Genomic DNA, 17,263 nt, shown 5'->3' with positions numbered 1-17,263 from the left:
AGGGGATTTTCCATGGCTTCGAACGTCGTCGCGCGCCGTTGCGCGATGTTTTTCTTTGCGTTGTCGGTTTGTGTTTCCGGCGCCCGCTACATCACCGACGCCCACGCCGCTGGCGCCATCGCGGTCGGCAAGTGCGGCGCCTATGGCCAGGCTTTTGATTACGGCGGCGAGCACGAGGCGCGTGCCGCTGCGCAGAAGCAATGCAAGGGCGATTGCACCACGGTGACGATGAAGCGCGCCTGCGCTGCGATGTCGGTCGATCTCGCCAATCCTTGCGGCGCCTATGGCTACGCCGTCAAGCCGAAGATCTCGGCTTCCCTCAATGCCGCCACGCGCGAGTGCTACAAATACGGCGGCAAGGAATGCGTGATCCGCGCCTGGGCCTGCGACGCGAAAGGCTAATTCCTCTTGCTGTCAGTCCGCACCGATGCGTAGCATCTCGTCAGGAATGACAGTCGAGGAATTGCATGCAGTTCGACACCAAGATCGCAGTCGTGATCCGCACCGATCTTCAGGCCTGGCAGAAGCTCAACGTCGCGTCCTTTCTCACCAGCGGCATCGCCGCGGCTTTTCCCGAATGCATCGGCGAAGCCTATGAAGACGCCTCGGGCACGAAATATCATGCGCTGATCGGCCAGCCGATCCTGATCTATGGCGCCGACGGTCCGGCGTTGTCGCGCGCGCTGGACCGTGCGCTCGCGCGCAACGTCAAGCCGGCGGTCTATACCGAGGACATGTTCAGCACCACGCACGACGCCGCCAATCGCGAGGCGGTGAGGGCAGTAACGCGCACGGACTTCAATCTCGTCGGCATCGCCATGCGCGCCGAGCGCAAGGTGATCGACAAGGTTATCGACGGCCTCAAATTCTACAGCTAGTGAGGATGCTCGACAGCTTCCACGTCGTCATTGCGAGCGCAGCGAAGCAATCCAGAATCTTTCCGTGGAGGGTTTCTGGATTGCTTCGTCGCAAGTGCTCCTCGCAGACGGAGTGCGTGGCTATCCCGCCGGCATGCCTTCGAACTTCGTCAGGCTGGGGTCGATCTGATCCCAGTCATGACCGCGCGCTGCGAAGGTGACGGCCTGCGGCTTGTAGCGGGCGGGCTGGTCGAGGCTGGCCGCGCGGATGGTGAAGACGTCGGGCTGCGCTGCGAAGGTCAGGTACACAGGCACGCCGCACTGCGTGCAGAAGCCGCGCGTCTTCACGTTGCCGCTGTCGGCGACCATGTCCCAATGCTTCGCCTCGCCGGTTAGCCTGACGCCGGCCCGCGCGAACGTCGCGTACGAACCATGCGCGCTGCCGCTTTCGCGTTGGCAGTCCCGGCACTGGCAGTGATTGCTGAACAGGGGCTCGCCGACAATCGAATAGCGGATCGCGCCGCAGGCACAGCCGCCGGTATAGGGCTTGTCCATCACAATGCTTCCTTATTTGTCTTCGCCGGAGATGGTATCGAGCCGCTGCAGCACCTTGACCCAACCGTCGCTCATGTTGCGATAAGCGGTGTCGTTCTTCGGCGTCACGAAGCCCGAATGCACCACGCGTACGCGTGTTCCTGCTTCGACCGGCGTGAGCGACCAGGTGACGACGGTGTCGAGCGCTGAACCGTAACCGGTATTGCTCTCGTCGCCCCCCTTCCAGGCGTAGGCGAAGCGCTGGTTCGGAACGACCTCCAGAACGCGGCAATGGATCGTGCCGTCCCACGCGCCGGCGGGATTGGTCTTGAACATAAAGGTGTTGCCTTCGACCGCTTCGAAGCCGGTCGGCGGCATCAGCCAGCGCGCAATGAGTTGGGCGTTGGTCAGCGCCTTCCAGATCGTCGCGACGGCGTGAGGGAAGACATCGTCGAGGACGATGTCTTGAGTTTGGACTTTGGAAGCAACTGCACTCACGGATCGATCTCCTTCAAGAGGTCACGCAGGTTCTGGAAACGCTCGCGCCAGAACACGCCGTAATGGTCCATCCAGGTGACCAGGGGCTCGAGCCCTTTCGGCGCGGCGCGGTAATAGACGTTGCGGCCCTCGGCACGCTCGGCGACGAGGCCCGCCTGCTTCAGGGATTTCAGGTGCTGCGAGATCGCGCCCTGAGTCACGCCGCTACCGCGGGTAAGCTCGGCGACGCTGATCTCCTTGCTCTCGAAGACGCGCTCGAACACGGCGCGCCGGGTCGGGTCGGCGAGGGCGCGCATTACGGCGGTGATGAGATTTGGGGCGGCGTCGATCATGTTATTTGATTAGCAAGTACTAATACATTAGTCAACACTAATTATTTGATGGCCGTCTACGTCAGTGTGGTTGGCTTGACGATGACTGACTGGTCAGTCATAGTATCGAGATGGTAAGGAAATCGACCAAACTAGCCAAGCCGCCTGCAGAAGGCGGGAGCCACGCCTCCGCAGCCCCCAGAGAGGTGCCTGTGTCGAACCGCGCTACCCGCGCACAGGAGCGGCGGGCGGCGATCGTGGAGGCGGCGATGGAGGAGTTCATCGCCCGCGGTTTTGCCGCAACGCGCCTCGACGACATCGCCAAACGTGCCGGTGTCGCCAAGGGCACGATTTACCTGCACTTCAAGGACAAGGAATCGATGTTCGAGGAGCTGGTGCGCATCGTGATCGTGCCGGTTGTGGCGCGGCTGACCGCGCTGCCGCCGCCGACGGGCTCGGTGCGCGACCTCATCGAGGCCTTTGCCAGCAACTTCCTGAAAGAGGTCATCGGCACCAGGCGCGGCGATCTGGTTCGCCTGATCGTGGCGGAGGGGCCGCGCTTTCCAGCCGTCGCCGACTTCTACTACCGCGAGGTCGTCTCGCGCGGTATCGCCGCCATGCGCGGGCTGATCGAACTCGGCATCGCCCGCGGCGAGATCCGCCAAAAGGACCTCGCGCGCTATCCGCAGATCCTGGTCGCTCCCGCGATGATCGCGGTGATCTGGCAGAGCCTGTTTGCGCGGCATGCGCCGCTCGACGCGCAGGAGATGCTGCGCGTCCATCTCGATTTGATTTTTGGCGAACGGAGGACGACATGACGTCGTCGCAAGCAATTTTCAGATTGGCATTGGTCGTTGCGCTCGCAACCGGGCTTGCCGGCTGCAAGGAGAAGCGCGATCCGGGCTTCCAGGGCTGGGTCGAGGCCGACATGATCTTCGTCAGCCCGGACGAAGCCGGCCGGGTGACGAAGCTCAATGTCCGCGAGGGCGACGAGGTCAAGGTCGGCGATCACCTTTATTCCGTCGACGACGATCTCCAGCTTGCAGACCTCAACCAGAACAAGGCGACGCTCGCCAACGCACAGCAGACCTATGATCGGGCGGCCTCGCTGAACAAGACCGGCTCGGGCACGCAAGCCAATCTCGATTCCGCGGTGTCATCCCTGCGCGTCGCGGAGGCGCGGGTGGCGACCTCAGAGACGCGGATGGCGCGGCGCAAGGGGTTTGCACCTGTTGCCGGCACCATCCAGCAGATCTACTTCCGCGAGGGCGAGATGGTGGCGGCGCAACGGCCGGTGCTGTCGATCATGCCGCCCGGCAACATGAAGCTGCGCTTCTTCGTGCCGGAGACCGCGCTGCCGAAGCTCGCGATCGGCGATACGGTGCGCATCTCTTGCGACAATTGCGCGGCCGACCTCACCGCAAAGATCTATTTCATTGCGACCTCGGCCGAATACACCCCGCCCGTCATCTACAGCCTCGATGAGCGCAACAAGCTGGTCTATTTGGTCCAGGCGCGGCCATCGCGGCCCGACGCGCTGCGGGTCGGACAGCCGATCGACGTCTATCTCAATCCCAAAACCCCGGTGGCGGACAAGCGATGAACGGCGGCAACGGCATCGCGATCGACGTCAAGGGCCTGACCAAGTCGTTCGGGGGCCGCGAGGTCGTGCACGATCTCTCGATGCAGGTGAAGCGCGGTTCGATTTACGGCTTCCTCGGGCCCAACGGCTCGGGCAAGACCACGACCATCCGCATCCTCTGCGGGCTGCTCACGCCGGACAGCGGCGAGGGCACCTGCCTCGGCTACGACATCCGGCGCGATGCCGAAAAGATCAAGCGCCAGGTCGGTTATATGACCCAGCGCTTCAGCCTGTACCAGGATCTCTCCGTGCGCGAGAACCTCGAATTCGTGGCGCGGCTCTATGGCCTGGCCGATGCGCGAGGTGCCGCGCGCGGCATGATCAAGCGGCTCGGGCTCTCCGGGCGCGAGGAGCAGCTTGCGGGCGAACTCTCCGGCGGCTGGAAGCAGCGACTGGCGCTCGGGGCCTGCACGCTGCCCAATCCGCAACTCCTGCTGCTCGACGAGCCCACCGCCGGCGTCGATCCCAAGGCGCGGCGCGACTTCTGGAACGAGATCCACGCGCTCGCCGCCGAGGGCCTTACCGTGCTGGTCTCGACTCATTACATGGACGAAGCCGAGCGCTGTCACGAGATCGCCTACATCGCCTACGGCCATCTGCTGACGCACGGCACGGTGGAGCAGGTGATCGCCAAATCTGCGCTCACGACCTACACTGTGACGGGCGAGGATCTGAACGAGCTCGCGGCCGAGCTTACCGGCAAGTCCGGGATCGACATGGTGGCGCCGTTCGGCACCTCGCTGCACGTGTCCGGCCGCGACGTCACGGCGCTCGAAGCCAGCATCGCGCCTTGGCGCGACAAGAGCGGTCTGCATTGGCAGAAGTCGCAACCCTCGCTCGAAGACGTGTTCATCGAGCTGATGGGTCGCTCCAAGGACAATTTCCAATGAGTGCTGTGGATCATCCCGCACCACGCCACGAAATCCGGGAACGCTTCGGCTTCCTGCGGCGCTCTTATGCGATGCTGGTCAAGGAGTTCATCCAGCTCAAGCGAGATCGCGTGTCCTTCGCGATGATCGTGATGCTGCCGGTGATGCAGCTCATGCTGTTCGGCTATGCCATCAACACCACGCCGCACCATCTGCCGAGCGCGGTGTTGCTCCAGGAGGACTCTGATCTTGCCCGTTCGGTCCTGAAGGCTCTCGAGAATACGGCCTATTTCCGCTTCCTCTATGAAGTGCACGACGTCGACGATTTCGACAATCTCCTGAAATCCGGCAAGGTGCTGTTCGGCGTCGAGATCCCGCGCGGCTTCGAGCGCGCCGTGCGGCGCGGCGACAGGCCGGCGCTGCTGGTGGCGGCCGATGCGACCGATCCGGTGGCGGCGAGCGCGGCGATCGGCTCCCTCGGCATGGTCGTGCAGACCGCGCTCAAGCACGATCTCTACATCGGCGATCCCCCGGATATGCCGTTCGAGATCCGCGCGCATGCCCGCTATAATCCGGCCGCGGCCTCCAGCCTCAACATCGTGCCGGGGCTTGTCGGTACCATCCTCACCATGACGATGCTGATCTTCACCGCGCTGTCGGTCACGCGCGAGGTCGAGCGCGGCACCATGGAAAGTCTGCTGTCGATGCCGATCAAGCCGGTGGAGGTGATGTTCGGCAAGATCGTGCCTTACGTGCTGGTCGGCTTCCTGCAGGCCTTCCTCATCATCGGCATCGGTGTCGGCCTGTTCGGCGTGCCCGTGCTCGGCAATCTGTTCCTGCTGGCGCTGCTGTCGACGCTGTTCATCACCACCAATCTGGCGATCGGCTACACCATCTCGACGGTGGTGCAGAACCAGCTCCAGGCCATGCAGATGTCGATGATGTTCTTTCTGCCGAGCATCCTCCTGTCCGGCTTCATGTTCCCGTTCGCGGGCATGCCGGCCTGGGCCCAATATCTTGGCGAAGCCCTGCCACTGACGCACTATCTGCGCATCGTCCGCGCCATCATGCTCAAGGGAGCGACCATGCAGAACCTTCGTTTCGACACGCTGGCGCTGGCAGCCCTGATGCTGCTCGCCATGACCATCGCCGTGACGCGCTTCCGCCGCACGCTGGATTGAGGCAAACTGTCTGCGATGTCATTCCGGGGCACGCAAAGCGTGAACCCGGAATCTCGAGATTCCGGGTTCGATGCTGTCGCATCGCCCCGGAATGACGCGGGGGGACAATGGTCAGGTTTGCGAGCAGGAAGTCGCGGCAGCATGCCGTGCTATCGGAAGATTTCGAACGGGAGCTGACGCGAGAAGTGCTGCGCACCGAGCTGTTGCGGGTGCGGGCGCTGATCATGACGGGCTGCGTCATGATGTTGTTCCTCACCGCGATCTATCTGATCGACCCTGCTGTGGTGAACCGGGTCTGGCGCGGAACGGAGGGGATCGTCGAGGTTTACGGCCTTCTGGCCGGCTTCATCCTGTTCGAGGTCTGGGTCCACACCCAGATCAGGAAGAACCTCCGGCTCGACCGCGATCTGCCGGTGATCCGGCGCTATATCGGCACGCTGATCGAGACGTCGCTGCCCACGGTGATCCTCGTTCTGCAGATCCGGACCATGGGCGCGGCCCAGGCGCTCGGCTTCGCCGTGCCGCTGATGTACTTCATTTTCGTCATCCTCTCGACCCTGCGGCTCGACTTCTGGCTCTCTGCATTCACGGGTTTCGTCGCCGCAGCCGGACTTCTGTCCGTGGCGCTGCTCTACAACGCGGCTGACGAGACCGGCGACCCCCTGATCTATTTGCACGCCGTGCGCAGCGTCGTCATCCTGATCTGCGGCGTGCTGGCGGGCGCCGTCGGCGCTCAGTTGCGCCGCCAGTTCGCCGCGAGCATCGCGGCGGCGACCGCGCGCGACCGGGTGACGAACCTGTTCGGCCAGCACGTTTCTCCGCAGGTGGTGGAACGGCTGATGGCGGCAGGCACCAGCGGGGGCGGTGACGTCCGCCGCGTCGCGGTGATGTTCGTCGATTTCCGCGGCTTCACCGCCGGCGCGCAGTCGCGCACTCCGCAGGAAGTGGTCGACCGGCTGGACGGCGCCTTTGCAGTGCTGGTCGACATCCTCGACAAGCACGGCGGCATCGTGAACAAATTTCTCGGTGATGGTTTCCTCGCGCTGTTTGGCGCACCGCTGGAGGCCTCCGACGCCGCGCAGCGCGCGGTCGCCGCGGGCCGCGAGATGCTGAGCGCGATGGATCGCATCAACGCGCAGACGAGCTGGCCGCTTCGCATCGGCATCGGTATCCATTTCGGCGAGGTCGTCGCCGGCAATATCGGCTCGCCGCGGCGCAAGGAGTACACGGTCATCGGCGACACCGTGAACTTCGCCTCGCGGCTGGAAGCGCTGAACAAGGAGTTTGGCTCGCAGCTCCTGATTTCGGCGACCGTGCGCGAGGCACTGGGCGAGGCCGGCAGCGATGCGGTCGCACTCGGCGAGGTCGAGGTGCGCGGCTATGAACGGCCGGTGGCGGTGTTTCAGTTGGGGTAGCGCCTTCACCTGTAAGTCGCGTTTCGTTGAAGCGGAATCGCGCTCCGTTGAACGCGCGTGATGAACGATCTTTGGTAGCTTTCGGGTCTCGCACAGTGGAAGCCGAGACATCTCGTCTTCCGAATACAATCCGGAGAAAACCAATGACCCGAATGACCCTTGTTGCGGCCGCCTTGATCGCTGCCGCCGTCACCCAGACGCAAGCTGCATCGGCACGCCACATCGCCCCGACGCGCGCTGCCGCAACCCAGGTGACGACTGACTCCTGTGTCAGGGCGCCGGCAGAGGGCGCATATGCGTCCGACCCCTACAAGCAGCCGCCCTGCCTGCCGAACACGGGGTATTCGTACCCGTATTCCTACGCCTACTGACGATCGTGGGCGAAGAGGCCGGGCTGGTGAAAAAATCTGCCAGCCCGGCGTCGCGAAAGTCTGCACTTCTCTGCCTCCAGCACCTCGTCACGATTGCTCCGATTGCTCCGAATTTTGGGGCATGACGAGCGATATCGCCGGCCTGTAAACTGCCGGCGATGCGGCCGGTTGCGGCCGCGACTTGCATGAGGGATCGAAGATGCAGCGCCGCTACATCACCGTCGACGTGTTCACCGACCGCGCCTTCGGCGGCAATCAGCTCGCCGTGGTGCTGGATGCCGGCGGGCTCACGACCCAGCAGATGCAGACGATCGCCACCGAATTCAACTATTCCGAGACCACCTTCGTGCTGCCGCCGCGCGACAAGGCCAATGATGCGGAGGTGCGCATCTTCACGCCTGTTAGGGAGATGCCGTTCGCAGGTCACCCCAATATCGGAACGTCCTTCGTGCTGGCGAGCCTCGCGAAGGAGCCGAAGCCGTGCCTGCTGTTCGAGGAGAAGGCGGGACTCGTGCCGGTCGAGATTCGGAGAGAGCAGGGAAAGGTGGTCAGCACCGAGCTGACCGCGCCGCAGCCGCTGTCGCGGCTTGCGCAGCTGTCCGCCGCGGAGGTCGCGGCCTGCCTCTCTTTGACGGCCGATGACATCGGGACCGATCACCACGCGCCACAGGTCGTCGGTGTCGGGACGCCGTTCGTGGTTGCGGAGGTGCGATCGCGCGAGGCGGTGCGGCGGGCCAAGCCCGATGCCGCGGCATTCGGCCGGATGCTGCCGCGCGACGGCGCCTTCTCGGTCTATTTCTACACGCGCGATGTGCCGGCTGCGGAGGCGCCTTGCGAGCGCCAGGCGCGGATGTTCTTCCCCGGGGCCAGCGGCCTGATTGAAGACCCCGCCACCGGCAGCGCGACGGTCGCCGCGGCCGCGCTGTTCGCCGATCTCGATCCCGCGCGTGACGGCGAGCTCAAGCTCACCGTCGGCCAGGGTTTTGACATGGGCCGGCCGAGCATCCTGCTGACGCGCGTGCGCAAACAGGACGGCAAGATCGTCTCCGCCCATGTCGGCGGGCAATGCGTGCAGATGATGGAAGGAACGTTCCGGCTCACGGGGGAGGGGTAGCCGTCATTCCGGGGCACCGCGAAGCGCTCTCGACCGTCATCCTGAGGTGCGAGCTCTTGCGAGCCTCGAAGGATGAACGGCCGCGGTGCAGCCTCGGGGCACGCCGTCGTCCTTCGAGGGCCGCTGAAGAAGCGGCCACCTCAGGATGACGGCTACGGCTAAAGCCGGCGCCAACGACGTCTACACCTGCCGTCCCGCCAAATTCTTCACCGCCACGCCATCGCGGTCCTCGATGATCTCCGCGATCATCTGGCGGTGGCAATGGGTGTGGTCGCGCTCGTAGCAGAGCAGGCAGACGGGGCCGGCCTTCTTCACCAGCGCCGAGAGCTCGTCCATCGCTTCCCTGGCCTCGGGCGCCTTCAGGTGCTTTGAGAAAATCTTCTCCAGCACGTCGTACTTGCCGCTGCGCGCGGCGAGGCGGCCTTCCTTGGGCGTGCCGAGGGCTGCGAGATGAACATAGGCGATGCCGCGTTCGTCGAGCCCTGCCGACAGCTGCTTCTTGGAAAAGCCCGGGCGCCGCGACGACGTCACCGCGCGCACATCGACCACGAGCTTGACGCCGGCCTGTTCCAGCTCGTCCAGCACGGCCTTGGGCGGCGTCTGCTCATAACCGATGGTGAACAGCTTCTTCGCCTTTGCCATGGGCACCTCAGCTCACCCGTGCGATCAGTTCCATGGCGCCGTGAGGTGCGCGCACCTTGCCCTCGTGGATGACGTAGGCGAACACGTCGCGCGGCTCCTTCTTCGGCTTGGCCTTGTCAACTTTCGGCAGGTCATCCGGTTCACCGCCCGAAGCCCAGGCCTGGAAGCGCTCGGCCCAGGCGTCTAACTGCTTCGGCGGGTAGCAGGTCTTGATCTCGTCATTGCCTTTCTGAAGCCGGGCATAGACGAAATCGCCGGCGACGTCGGCGATAGCGGGATATTTGCCGTGCTCGGCGAACACCACAGGCGTCTCGAACTCGCGGATCAGCGCCACGAAGTCCGGCGCGCAGAAGCTGTCGTGGCGGACCTCGACGACATGGCGGAGCGCGCGGCCCTCGAGCTTGCGGGGCAACAGTTCGAGGAACTTGCCGAAATCGGCGCCGTCGAACTTTTTCGTCGGCGCGAACTGCCAGAGCACCGGCCCGAGATGGTCGCCGAGCTCCAGCACGCCGGAATCATAGAACCGCTTGATGGAGTCGCCAGCCTCGGCGAGCACGCGGCGGTTGGTGGCGAAGCGCGGTCCCTTCACCGAGAACACGAAACCATCGGGCACCTCGCTTGCCCATTTGCGAAAGCTCTCCGGCTTCTGCGAGCCGTAATAGGTGCCGTTGATCTCGATCGAGGTCAGCTTCGAGGCTGCGTAAGACAGCTCCTTCGCCTGTGTGAGTTTCTCCGGATAGAACACGCCGCGCCAGGGCTCGAAGGTCCAGCCGCCGATGCCGATGAAGATGTTGCCGAATTTTTTTGACGCGGTTTTTGCTTTGGCCACGGGAGGATCTCGCATCGACGGGGAGGGAGGGCTTCATCCTAGTCAAACGAGATGTGATTGGCCAGTTCTCGCGTCGAGTCTAAGCTCGGCAGCGCGATCTGCGAACAAGGAGAACAAGATGCGGATGCTGATGGTGGGAGCAGCGCTCGTTATGATGACATCTGCTGCCATGACATCTTCGGTCATGGCGGATGATGACGATGCGAAAGGCGCGCAGAAGCTCGCCCAGCAGGGCCGCGACGATTACTGGCATTGCCTGGCGCGGGAATATTCGCGCGACAGCAATCAGGGAATGACGGAACAGGATTTTGGCCGCTCGGTCGCGGGCGCCTGTCCATCGGAGCGGCAATACTACCGGGTGGCGCTGCTCGACTATCTCACCACACAATATCCGAACATCGATGCCGGCGCCCATCTCGCGACCGCGAACAGGGCGGTGGAGTCCGCGCAGAAGGACATCGTGACGGCCTTCGTCAAGCACAGGCCGCCCGCGAAGTAGGGGAGGCGAGCGACGATTAGGGCAGCGGCCAGGGTTGCCTCGTTCGCTACACCATTGGCCCCTTCGGCAGCCCTTCCGGCTCCGCGTGCATCCGTGGTATCACGGAGCGCATCTGGAACGGGGATGGGTTTCATGTCGTCTGAGTCGATGGGGGGCATTTTGGGCGCGATCGTCGCCGCGACCGTGCTTGCGGTCGCCGTCGTGTTCGGGCCGATCGGCCAGTATGGCAAGCCGCCCAAACCGGCGAAAGTCGAGCCCGCCCCGGCTGCGGCCCCCGCAACTCCCGCCGCGCCGGCACCGCGCGGTCCGATAATCCGGGAAGTGCCCAACCAATAGGGCCAGAAAATCGTGGTTTTCGCCCCTTGCGGAGGGATCTCGTCGTTCCTATCTAGCTTCTAACGGCGACGTTGAGCGAAACTCCGGCGCTGGGACGACCTTGGAATAGCTTGGGCTTGCGCCGGATGTACGCGCGGCCCGCCGTTCCGGGGTCGTTGGCATTTTGGGACCCCTTTTGGGGCATTTCCCACAGACCCCCCGGCTTGGCAGCGCAAGAACTTGGCAGCGCAAGAGCTTGGCAGCGTAAGACGCGGCGGATATACGCTGCCGTCATGAATGAAGCGATCAGACCGGGCTCCGACAATCCGCCGCAGGCTCAAGAGGGGCCGGAACTGTCGGTCATCGTCCCGACCTTCAACGAGCGCGACAATGTCACGGTATTGTACCGGCGGCTGGAAGCAACGCTTGCCAACGTCGCCTGGGAAGTCGTGTTCGTCGACGACAATTCGCCCGACGGCACCTGGGACGTCGTGCGCGCGCTGGCGCAGCAGGACAGCCGGGTGCGTTGTGTCCGCCGCGTCGGCCGTCGCGGCCTGTCGGGCGCCTGTATCGAGGGCATCCTGGCCTCGAGTGCGCCGTTTGTCGCGGTGATCGACGCCGATCTCCAGCACGACGAAGCGCAGCTGCCGAAGATGCTGTTGCTGCTCGCAAGCGATCAGGCCGACCTCGTCGTCGGCAGCCGCTACATCGAGGGCTACAAAAGCGAGGGCTTCAACAAGCAGCGCGCCGGCGCCAGCGCGCTTGCGACCGAGTTCGCAAGGAAGATGCTGCGGGTCGAGATCGCCGATCCCATGAGCGGCTTCTTCATGATGCGCCGCGATCGCTTCGAAGAGCTCGCGCCAAAGCTGTCCGTGCATGGCTTCAAGATCCTGCTCGACGTCGTCGCGACCGCACACGGCACCCTGCGGGCCGTCGAGATTCCCTACACTTTCGGCGCCCGCCAGCATGGTGAGAGCAAGCTCGATTCCATGGTCGCGCTCGACTTCCTCGGTCTCGTGCTCGCCAAGCTGAGCAACGACATCGTCTCGCTGCGCTTCATCCTGTTTGCGATGGTCGGCGGCATCGGCCTCGTAGTGCACCTCACCACGCTGTTCATCGGGCTTCAGCTGTTCAAGGCGCCGTTCGCGGAGGCGCAGGCCGCCGGTGCCATCGTCGCCATGACCAGCAATTTCGTCCTCAACAACTTCCTCACCTATCGCGACCAGCGGTTGAAGGGTTTTGCGCTGCTGCGCGGCCTGATCGCCTTCTACATCGTGTGCAGCGTCGGCCTGCTCGCCAATGTCGGCGTCGCCTTCTCGGTCTACGACCAGGAGCCGATCTGGTGGCTGGCCGGCATGGCCGGTGCGCTGATGGGCGTGGTGTGGAACTACGCGATGTCAGGCCTGTTCGTCTGGCGCAAGAAGTAATCCGCGATGGGCGGAGCTGACGCGCGGATCATCCGCAACACCGCGCTGCTGATTCTCGCGCTGGTAGCCCTGCGGCTCGTCGCGGCCGCGTTCACGCCTGTTACCTTCGACGAAGCCTATTACTGGATGTGGTCGAAGAACCTGGCGGGCGGTTATTACGACCACCCGCCGATGGTCGCCTATGTGATCCGCGCCGGCACCCTGATCGCCGGCGATACCGAGCTCGGCGTCCGCCTGGTCTCGATCCTGCTGGCGCTGCCGATGAGCTACGCGGTCTATCGCTCTGCCGCGATCCTGTTCGGCGGTGCGCGCGTGGCCGCCACCAGCGCCATCCTGCTCAACGTGACCATGATGGCCTCCGTCGGCACGCTGATCGTGACGCCTGATGCGCCTCTTCTGGTCGCATCCAGCTTCGTGCTGTTCTTCCTTGCCAAGGTGCTGGAGACCGGGCGCGGCGCCTGGTGGCTCGCGGTCGGCGCGGCCGTCGGCGCGGCGCTGCTGTCGAAATACACGGCGATGTTCTTCGGGCTGGCGATCCTGATTTGGCTCGCTGCCGTGCCGAAACTCAGGCACTGGTTTCTCTCTCCCTGGCCCTATCTCGGCGGCCTCGTTGCGTTCGCGCTGTTCGCCCCGGTGATCCTCTGGAATGCGGACCATCAATGGGTCTCGTTCACAAAGCAGCTCGGCCGCGCCAAGATCGAGGGCTTTCGTCCGGTCTTCATCGCCGAGCTGATCCCGACCCAGATCGCGTTCGCAACTCCGCTCGTCTTCATCCTCGGCGCGATGGGCCTGCACGCGCTGACCTGGCGCAGGGCCGGCGCACTGGCCTCGCGCGTGCTGATCGAGACGATGTTCTGGACCATCGTCGCCTATTTCGTCTGGCATTCGCTGCATGCCCGCGTCGAGGCCAACTGGTTTGCGCCGGTCTATCCGCCCTTCGTCGTCGCCGCGGCCGCCGCCGCCAACCTCGTGCAATGGAAGCCACGGACCCGCCGCCTGGCGGATTTCTGCCTGCGCTGGTCCGCACCCGTCGGCATCGTGATGTTTGCAGCGCTCATCGTGCAAGCCAACACCGGCTGGCTCTCTGGATATCGCCGCGATGCCACCGTGCGCAGCGTCGGCGTCGGCTGGCGCGAGCTTGCCGCCGAGATCGAAACGGTGCGCGCGCGCCATGGCGCGACCTGCGTGCTCGCGCAGGACTACGGCACCACGGGCTGGCTCGCCTTCTACTTGCCGCGCGGCACCTGCGTGGTGCAGCAGAACCAGCGCATCCGCTGGGTCAATATGGGCGAGCCCGATCCAAAACTGCTTGCGGGCAAGCTGCTCTATGTCGACGAGCTGCGTCCGGAGGGGCATCCCGTCCTCAACGACCTCTTTGTGAAGGTCACGCAGGTTGCGCAATTGCAGCGCAAGCGCGGGCCGCTCGTGGTCGAGACCTACAGCGTCGACCTGCTGGAAGACGCCAAGGGCGACGTGCTGGACCGCTCGCCGCCGCCGGAGGCGAGGTAGCAGGGCTCACTGCCTCCACACTGTCGTCCCTGCGAACGCAACGCGTTCGCGGGGAGAGTGTGTGGGTGCAGCGGTGGTCTTCAGCCAATCATCTCGGCCTTTGCAGCATCCTGGTCTGGCCCGCCCCGATCCCGCCAGAACCAGACCGTCACGACCCCGGAGCGGCCGCGGACCTGGGCGAGCAGGGGGCCCGACAAGACGCCGTCGGGAGCCCCGTGGAAGTCGGCTGCATCGAGCAGCGTGTCGCTCAGCGCGAGTCGCGCGCCATTCTGAACGGCGACCTCCACAGCCGGCTCGCGACGTTGACGGTGTCGCCTGTCGCCGTGATGTGCTGGTGACTTTCACCGAGGCGGGAGGCGACGATCTCGCCGAAATGCGCGCCGATCTTGAAGCCGAGCCGATCGCCGATCGCTGACGGCAACGAGGCGATCCAGCGTTCGACGCCGCGATGGAGGTCGATCGAACATTTCAGCGCGCGTGCCGCATCATCGGGCATCGCGCGTGGCAGCCCGAACAGGATCATGGCGCCGTCGCCGAGAAAGCCGGTGATCGTGCCGCCGCAATCGACCGCAATGTTGTCGATCAGCGCGTGAAATGTCTTCAGGATCTCCTGGATCGCGTCCGGATCGGTCTGTTCGCTCAAACCCGTGAAGCCGGAGAGATCGATGAAGACCACGGCGGCGTTTTGCCGGACGGGTTTGGAGAGAAAATCCGGATCGCGCGCCAACCACTCCTGCACCGCAGGCGCCTGGAACTGCGCAAGCGACCTGCTTTTGGCAGCGAGATATTGCGTGCGGCGGCCTCCGGCCCATAGCTGTACACCGGCAAAGATCGCAACCGGGGGCACTGCGGCGGCGAGCGTGGTTGCTGCATTCAGCCAGACACCATGCGTGAACGCGAACGTATTGAGGCCGGCCCAGGCGATCATCACCGCGGCCGCCGCCATGATGCCGAGCGCGCTGCGCCGCCAGGCCAGCAAGCCGACCAGTAGCAGCGGCAGCAGGATCGCCGCGAGCGCGTCGGCGATACGAACCCTGTAATCGCGCACGATGCCGTCGCCGGCAACGAGATGGGTGATCGCAGTCGAGACCACTTCGACGCCGGGCATCAGGGAATCGAACGGGGTGGGATAGAAGTCGCCGCCGCCGGCGACCGAGGCGCCGATCACGACGATCCGATTCTCGATCGCGGCGCGATTGAGCGTGCCGTCGAAGATGCTCTGTGCGCTGACGGTGCGGATGGTGCGTCGCGGACCGTAATAGGTGATGGGCAGCGCGAAATCGGTGTCGGTCGGCACCGCGTGATCACCGAGCATGAGACGATCCGGCGCGATCGTCAGCGGCTTGCCGAGCGCGCGGGTGGCGACGCGCAAGGGGAACGACAGCTCGACCTTGTCATGCGTCCGGAACAGCATCGGCACCGACAGAGGTGAGCCTGATTGCCCCGTCGCGACATTGACGACGCCGACCTCGGCGTGGTCGGCGAACGCCGGCAACGGCAGCAGGAAGCGTTCGGCCTGCGGCAGCACGGCGAGGGGGCCCTGGCTGCTGGCCTCCACGGTCTCGCTGGCGCTGGGAAAGATCGCCGCGGCGGCGAGCACCATGGGGCCGGTGGCGAGCGTGTTGGCCAGCGTCGCATCTCCGATCGCGGCGCTGCGGTCGACCAGCAACAGGTCGATCGCGACGACCTTCGGCTTGAACTGCACGATGGTGTCGACAACACGGGCGAGATCGGCGCGCGGCAGCGGATAGCTGCCGCCGCGCTTCACCACGGTGTCGTCGATCGCGACGATGGTGACGAGATCGGGCGGACGCTGCACGCCTCGCACCTGGGTCCGCCAATCCGTCAGCGTTGCCTCGAGGCGGTCGAGAAAGCGCAGATGACCGTGGGCGTGCGCGGCATAGATGCCTGCGCCCCACAGTGCGGTGAGGATGAGTGCCACCAGGATCTGAACGCGTCTAGTCACTACGTGCTGCAATCTTCTTTGCTCTAAGTCCTGTTGACCAAGCCTTATCGACCAAGCCTTTATTGACCAAGCCTTTATTGACCAAGCCTTTATTGACCAAGCCTTTATTGACCAAGCCTTGCCATCAGCGTGTCGACGCGCGGTTGACCCCATGTCTTGACGGTCAACGGGCCAGACGTTTCCACGTCGACGCCTTCGCCGGGGCCTAGAACGACGCCACGCCCACGAGCCCTGCGGCTGACGCCGACACGACCGTCAGCGACGAAGACGGAGGTCTTGGCCTCAGCGGCATCGACGGCCCACTTCGTGCCGCGCACCGCGGCAATCGCCTGCGGGGTCAGCACCTTGAAGGGATTGCCGCGGGGCTTCTTGGGCACCTCGATCAGCAGGGCTTTGCTGCTCAACTCCACGGAGTCTATATGTCCGTCGCGGTTGGCGTCCTTAAGTTCAAATCTGGCGCCGTTTTCTGCAACGATCGTAATGCCGTTGTCGCAGCGCCAGGTCTGCGTGCTCGGGGCTGAAATCGACGCCGTGCAACCGGCATTGGCAGGCTGCGCGGCCGCATATCCCATCAACAGAGGCGACCACGCCAGCGCGAAACATCCGGCGCGCGCGAACCTTCTCATGCCAGCCTCCGTTTGCATGCCCGGCACAGTTCAAAGCGATGTTGATACGGTACCGTATCACACGCAGAGGCTGCTGAAAAGTGCCGCTCACCAGCTATTTTCTCAGCACGTCCTTTTCCAGAGCGGCGCGATCAACTTTCGGTCAGGAGGGCCGTAGGCGTGCAGGACAATAGGTTCGGTGAAGTCGCGCTCGGCACGGCGGGTGACCTGAGCGGCCCACCGCAGACGGCATGTGAAAGGGCGCATCGCACACCAGCCTCGCGCAATGCTTCCCCGTTATCGTGCGGACATTGAAGACCACGAAAAGGACTTGGTTGGTGGGTCTAGAGAAGGCGGCCGGAGACGTCCGCTGAATGCGCCGATCCGGCCGAGAATTATGGTTAACAGACGCGCCTAAGTCCGTAGTTCTGCGGGCTTTTTTCTCAGAATGAGACAGCGCTTACGCGCTGCCCTACATCTGCCCGAACTTAATCCGCATTTAACTAAAAGTCGCCTTAATGACGCTCCGACCCTCTGCGAGATGCTGTTCCCGGATCGTGACCAGCGGCACTTTGAAGGGGGACCGAGTGACACCGTCCTGGACGCAAGGCGAATGAGTAAGAGTATCGCTGCGCAGAGTAACGCGGCACGGAAGTCCAAGAATTCTCTTCGGAAGTCT

At 64.2% G+C, this 17,263-nt stretch carries 19 protein-coding genes and 1 pseudogene; 13 read left to right on the top strand and 7 right to left on the bottom strand.

The window, feature by feature from the left end; translation table 11 throughout:
* Window positions 1–12 precede the first annotated feature (12 nt).
* Both IVB26_RS26235 and IVB26_RS26230 read left to right on the top strand, forming a co-directional pair.
* Entirely contained in the window at window positions 13–402 is a 390-nt protein-coding gene (locus IVB26_RS26235) for a DUF4189 domain-containing protein (protein ID WP_247968042.1), read from the top strand.
* A 65-nt stretch (window positions 403–467) separates the two neighbouring features.
* Window positions 468–878 carry a DUF2000 family protein gene (locus IVB26_RS26230; RefSeq protein ID WP_247968041.1) on the top strand — a complete coding sequence of 137 codons (411 nt, stop codon included), beginning with the start codon at window positions 468–470 and terminating at the stop codon, window positions 876–878.
* Window positions 879–998: 120 nt separating this feature from the next.
* Here IVB26_RS26230 and IVB26_RS26225 read toward each other — a convergent pair whose 3' ends face one another.
* The 3 genes from IVB26_RS26225 to IVB26_RS26215 are packed head-to-tail and all read right to left on the bottom strand — an operon-like array spanning window position 999 to window position 2,221.
* A complete protein-coding gene (locus tag IVB26_RS26225) occupies window positions 999–1,412 on the bottom strand; it encodes a GFA family protein (protein WP_247968040.1) in 414 nt (137 codons plus the stop codon).
* Window positions 1,413–1,424: 12 nt separating this feature from the next.
* Window positions 1,425–1,889 (bottom strand): SRPBCC family protein, encoded by a 465-nt coding sequence (locus tag IVB26_RS26220; RefSeq protein ID WP_247968039.1) that lies wholly within the window; start codon window positions 1,887–1,889, stop codon window positions 1,425–1,427.
* Window positions 1,886–2,221 (bottom strand): ArsR/SmtB family transcription factor, encoded by a 336-nt coding sequence (locus IVB26_RS26215; RefSeq protein WP_247968038.1) that lies wholly within the window; start codon window positions 2,219–2,221, stop codon window positions 1,886–1,888. Before IVB26_RS26215 ends, IVB26_RS26220 begins: the two co-directional genes overlap by 4 nt.
* Before the next feature lie 110 nt (window positions 2,222–2,331).
* Here IVB26_RS26215 and IVB26_RS26210 point away from each other — a divergent pair, with 110 nt between their 5' ends.
* The 7 genes from IVB26_RS26210 (at window position 2,332) to IVB26_RS26180 (ending at window position 8,792) form a co-directional block, all read left to right on the top strand.
* On the top strand, window positions 2,332–3,018 hold the full coding sequence (locus IVB26_RS26210; protein ID WP_247968037.1) for a TetR/AcrR family transcriptional regulator: 687 nt from the start codon (window positions 2,332–2,334) through the stop codon (window positions 3,016–3,018).
* Window positions 3,015–3,803 carry an HlyD family secretion protein gene (locus IVB26_RS26205; RefSeq protein ID WP_247968036.1) on the top strand — a complete coding sequence of 263 codons (789 nt, stop codon included), beginning with the start codon at window positions 3,015–3,017 and terminating at the stop codon, window positions 3,801–3,803. Before IVB26_RS26210 ends, IVB26_RS26205 begins: the two co-directional genes overlap by 4 nt.
* Window positions 3,800–4,732, top strand: coding sequence for an ABC transporter ATP-binding protein (locus IVB26_RS26200; RefSeq protein WP_247968035.1), 933 nt, complete (start codon window positions 3,800–3,802; stop codon window positions 4,730–4,732). The genes IVB26_RS26205 and IVB26_RS26200 overlap by 4 nt, the downstream gene beginning before the upstream one ends.
* Window positions 4,729–5,892 carry an ABC transporter permease gene (locus IVB26_RS26195; RefSeq protein WP_247968034.1) on the top strand — a complete coding sequence of 388 codons (1,164 nt, stop codon included), beginning with the start codon at window positions 4,729–4,731 and terminating at the stop codon, window positions 5,890–5,892. Before IVB26_RS26200 ends, IVB26_RS26195 begins: the two co-directional genes overlap by 4 nt.
* Before the next feature lie 107 nt (window positions 5,893–5,999).
* Window positions 6,000–7,307 (top strand): adenylate/guanylate cyclase domain-containing protein, encoded by a 1,308-nt coding sequence (locus IVB26_RS26190; protein ID WP_247968033.1) that lies wholly within the window; start codon window positions 6,000–6,002, stop codon window positions 7,305–7,307.
* Between the two features lie 143 nt (window positions 7,308–7,450).
* On the top strand, window positions 7,451–7,678 hold the full coding sequence (locus tag IVB26_RS26185) for a hypothetical protein (RefSeq protein WP_247968032.1): 228 nt from the start codon (window positions 7,451–7,453) through the stop codon (window positions 7,676–7,678).
* A gap of 199 nt (window positions 7,679–7,877) precedes the next feature.
* The gene (locus tag IVB26_RS26180) at window positions 7,878–8,792 is read left to right on the top strand and encodes a PhzF family phenazine biosynthesis protein (RefSeq protein ID WP_247968031.1); all 915 of its coding nucleotides are present in this window, start codon (window positions 7,878–7,880) and stop codon (window positions 8,790–8,792) included.
* A 180-nt stretch (window positions 8,793–8,972) separates the two neighbouring features.
* On the opposite strand, the gene IVB26_RS26175 is transcribed toward IVB26_RS26180, so the two are convergent.
* Window positions 8,973–9,434, bottom strand: a complete 462-nt coding sequence (locus IVB26_RS26175; protein WP_247968030.1) for a DUF488 domain-containing protein — start codon at window positions 9,432–9,434, stop codon at window positions 8,973–8,975.
* Window positions 9,435–9,441: 7 nt separating this feature from the next.
* The gene (locus IVB26_RS26170; RefSeq protein WP_247968029.1) at window positions 9,442–10,278 is read right to left on the bottom strand and encodes a DUF72 domain-containing protein; all 837 of its coding nucleotides are present in this window, start codon (window positions 10,276–10,278) and stop codon (window positions 9,442–9,444) included.
* Between the two features lie 103 nt (window positions 10,279–10,381).
* Between IVB26_RS26170 and IVB26_RS26165 the strand changes: the two genes are divergently transcribed.
* The 4 genes from IVB26_RS26165 to IVB26_RS26150 all read left to right on the top strand — a co-directional run bounded on the left by IVB26_RS26165 (window position 10,382) and on the right by IVB26_RS26150 (window position 14,013).
* Window positions 10,382–10,762 (top strand): hypothetical protein, encoded by a 381-nt coding sequence (locus IVB26_RS26165; protein WP_247968028.1) that lies wholly within the window; start codon window positions 10,382–10,384, stop codon window positions 10,760–10,762.
* A 132-nt stretch (window positions 10,763–10,894) separates the two neighbouring features.
* Window positions 10,895–11,098 (top strand): hypothetical protein, encoded by a 204-nt coding sequence (locus IVB26_RS26160; protein WP_247968027.1) that lies wholly within the window; start codon window positions 10,895–10,897, stop codon window positions 11,096–11,098.
* 272 nt (window positions 11,099–11,370) lie between these two features.
* Window positions 11,371–12,504 carry a glycosyltransferase family 2 protein gene (locus IVB26_RS26155; protein ID WP_247968026.1) on the top strand — a complete coding sequence of 378 codons (1,134 nt, stop codon included), beginning with the start codon at window positions 11,371–11,373 and terminating at the stop codon, window positions 12,502–12,504.
* Between the two features lie 6 nt (window positions 12,505–12,510).
* The gene (locus IVB26_RS26150) at window positions 12,511–14,013 is read left to right on the top strand and encodes a glycosyltransferase family 39 protein (protein ID WP_247968025.1); all 1,503 of its coding nucleotides are present in this window, start codon (window positions 12,511–12,513) and stop codon (window positions 14,011–14,013) included.
* A gap of 80 nt (window positions 14,014–14,093) precedes the next feature.
* Here IVB26_RS26150 and IVB26_RS26145 read toward each other — a convergent pair.
* Together IVB26_RS26145 and IVB26_RS26140 are read right to left on the bottom strand one after the other, a co-directional pair.
* Window positions 14,094–15,979 (bottom strand): annotated as a pseudogene (locus IVB26_RS26145) (CHASE2 domain-containing protein).
* 104 nt (window positions 15,980–16,083) lie between these two features.
* Complete coding sequence (locus IVB26_RS26140; RefSeq protein ID WP_247968024.1) at window positions 16,084–16,605, bottom strand: FecR domain-containing protein; 522 nt, start codon at window positions 16,603–16,605, stop codon at window positions 16,084–16,086.
* Window positions 16,606–17,263: the final 658 nt, after the last annotated feature.

It is taken from the genome of Bradyrhizobium sp. 195 (assembly GCF_023101665.1).
GTDB lineage: Bacteria > Pseudomonadota > Alphaproteobacteria > Rhizobiales > Xanthobacteraceae > Bradyrhizobium.
The sequence above is the reverse complement of the archived record's forward strand: the minus strand, read 5'-3'. Positions and strand labels throughout refer to the sequence as shown.

Bases quoted from the DNA above. Each gene is read 5' to 3' on its own strand.
- IVB26_RS26235 (WP_247968042.1), top strand. From the start codon at position 13: ATGGCTTCGAACGTCGTCGCGCGCCGTTGCGCGATGTTTTTCTTTGCG.
- IVB26_RS26230 (WP_247968041.1), top strand. From the start codon at position 468: ATGCAGTTCGACACCAAGATCGCAGTCGTGATCCGCACCGATCTTCAG.
- IVB26_RS26225 (WP_247968040.1), bottom strand. From the start codon at position 1,412: ATGGACAAGCCCTATACCGGCGGCTGTGCCTGCGGCGCGATCCGCTAT.
- IVB26_RS26215 (WP_247968038.1), bottom strand. From the start codon at position 2,221: ATGATCGACGCCGCCCCAAATCTCATCACCGCCGTAATGCGCGCCCTC.
- IVB26_RS26210 (WP_247968037.1), top strand. From the start codon at position 2,332: ATGGTAAGGAAATCGACCAAACTAGCCAAGCCGCCTGCAGAAGGCGGG.
- IVB26_RS26205 (WP_247968036.1), top strand. From the start codon at position 3,015: ATGACGTCGTCGCAAGCAATTTTCAGATTGGCATTGGTCGTTGCGCTC.
- IVB26_RS26200 (WP_247968035.1), top strand. From the start codon at position 3,800: ATGAACGGCGGCAACGGCATCGCGATCGACGTCAAGGGCCTGACCAAG.
- IVB26_RS26195 (WP_247968034.1), top strand. From the start codon at position 4,729: ATGAGTGCTGTGGATCATCCCGCACCACGCCACGAAATCCGGGAACGC.
- IVB26_RS26190 (WP_247968033.1), top strand. From the start codon at position 6,000: ATGGTCAGGTTTGCGAGCAGGAAGTCGCGGCAGCATGCCGTGCTATCG.
- IVB26_RS26185 (WP_247968032.1), top strand. From the start codon at position 7,451: ATGACCCGAATGACCCTTGTTGCGGCCGCCTTGATCGCTGCCGCCGTC.
- IVB26_RS26180 (WP_247968031.1), top strand. From the start codon at position 7,878: ATGCAGCGCCGCTACATCACCGTCGACGTGTTCACCGACCGCGCCTTC.
- IVB26_RS26175 (WP_247968030.1), bottom strand. From the start codon at position 9,434: ATGGCAAAGGCGAAGAAGCTGTTCACCATCGGTTATGAGCAGACGCCG.
- IVB26_RS26170 (WP_247968029.1), bottom strand. From the start codon at position 10,278: ATGCGAGATCCTCCCGTGGCCAAAGCAAAAACCGCGTCAAAAAAATTC.
- IVB26_RS26165 (WP_247968028.1), top strand. From the start codon at position 10,382: ATGCGGATGCTGATGGTGGGAGCAGCGCTCGTTATGATGACATCTGCT.
- IVB26_RS26160 (WP_247968027.1), top strand. From the start codon at position 10,895: ATGTCGTCTGAGTCGATGGGGGGCATTTTGGGCGCGATCGTCGCCGCG.
- IVB26_RS26155 (WP_247968026.1), top strand. From the start codon at position 11,371: ATGAATGAAGCGATCAGACCGGGCTCCGACAATCCGCCGCAGGCTCAA.
- IVB26_RS26150 (WP_247968025.1), top strand. From the start codon at position 12,511: ATGGGCGGAGCTGACGCGCGGATCATCCGCAACACCGCGCTGCTGATT.
- IVB26_RS26140 (WP_247968024.1), bottom strand. From the start codon at position 16,605: ATGAGAAGGTTCGCGCGCGCCGGATGTTTCGCGCTGGCGTGGTCGCCT.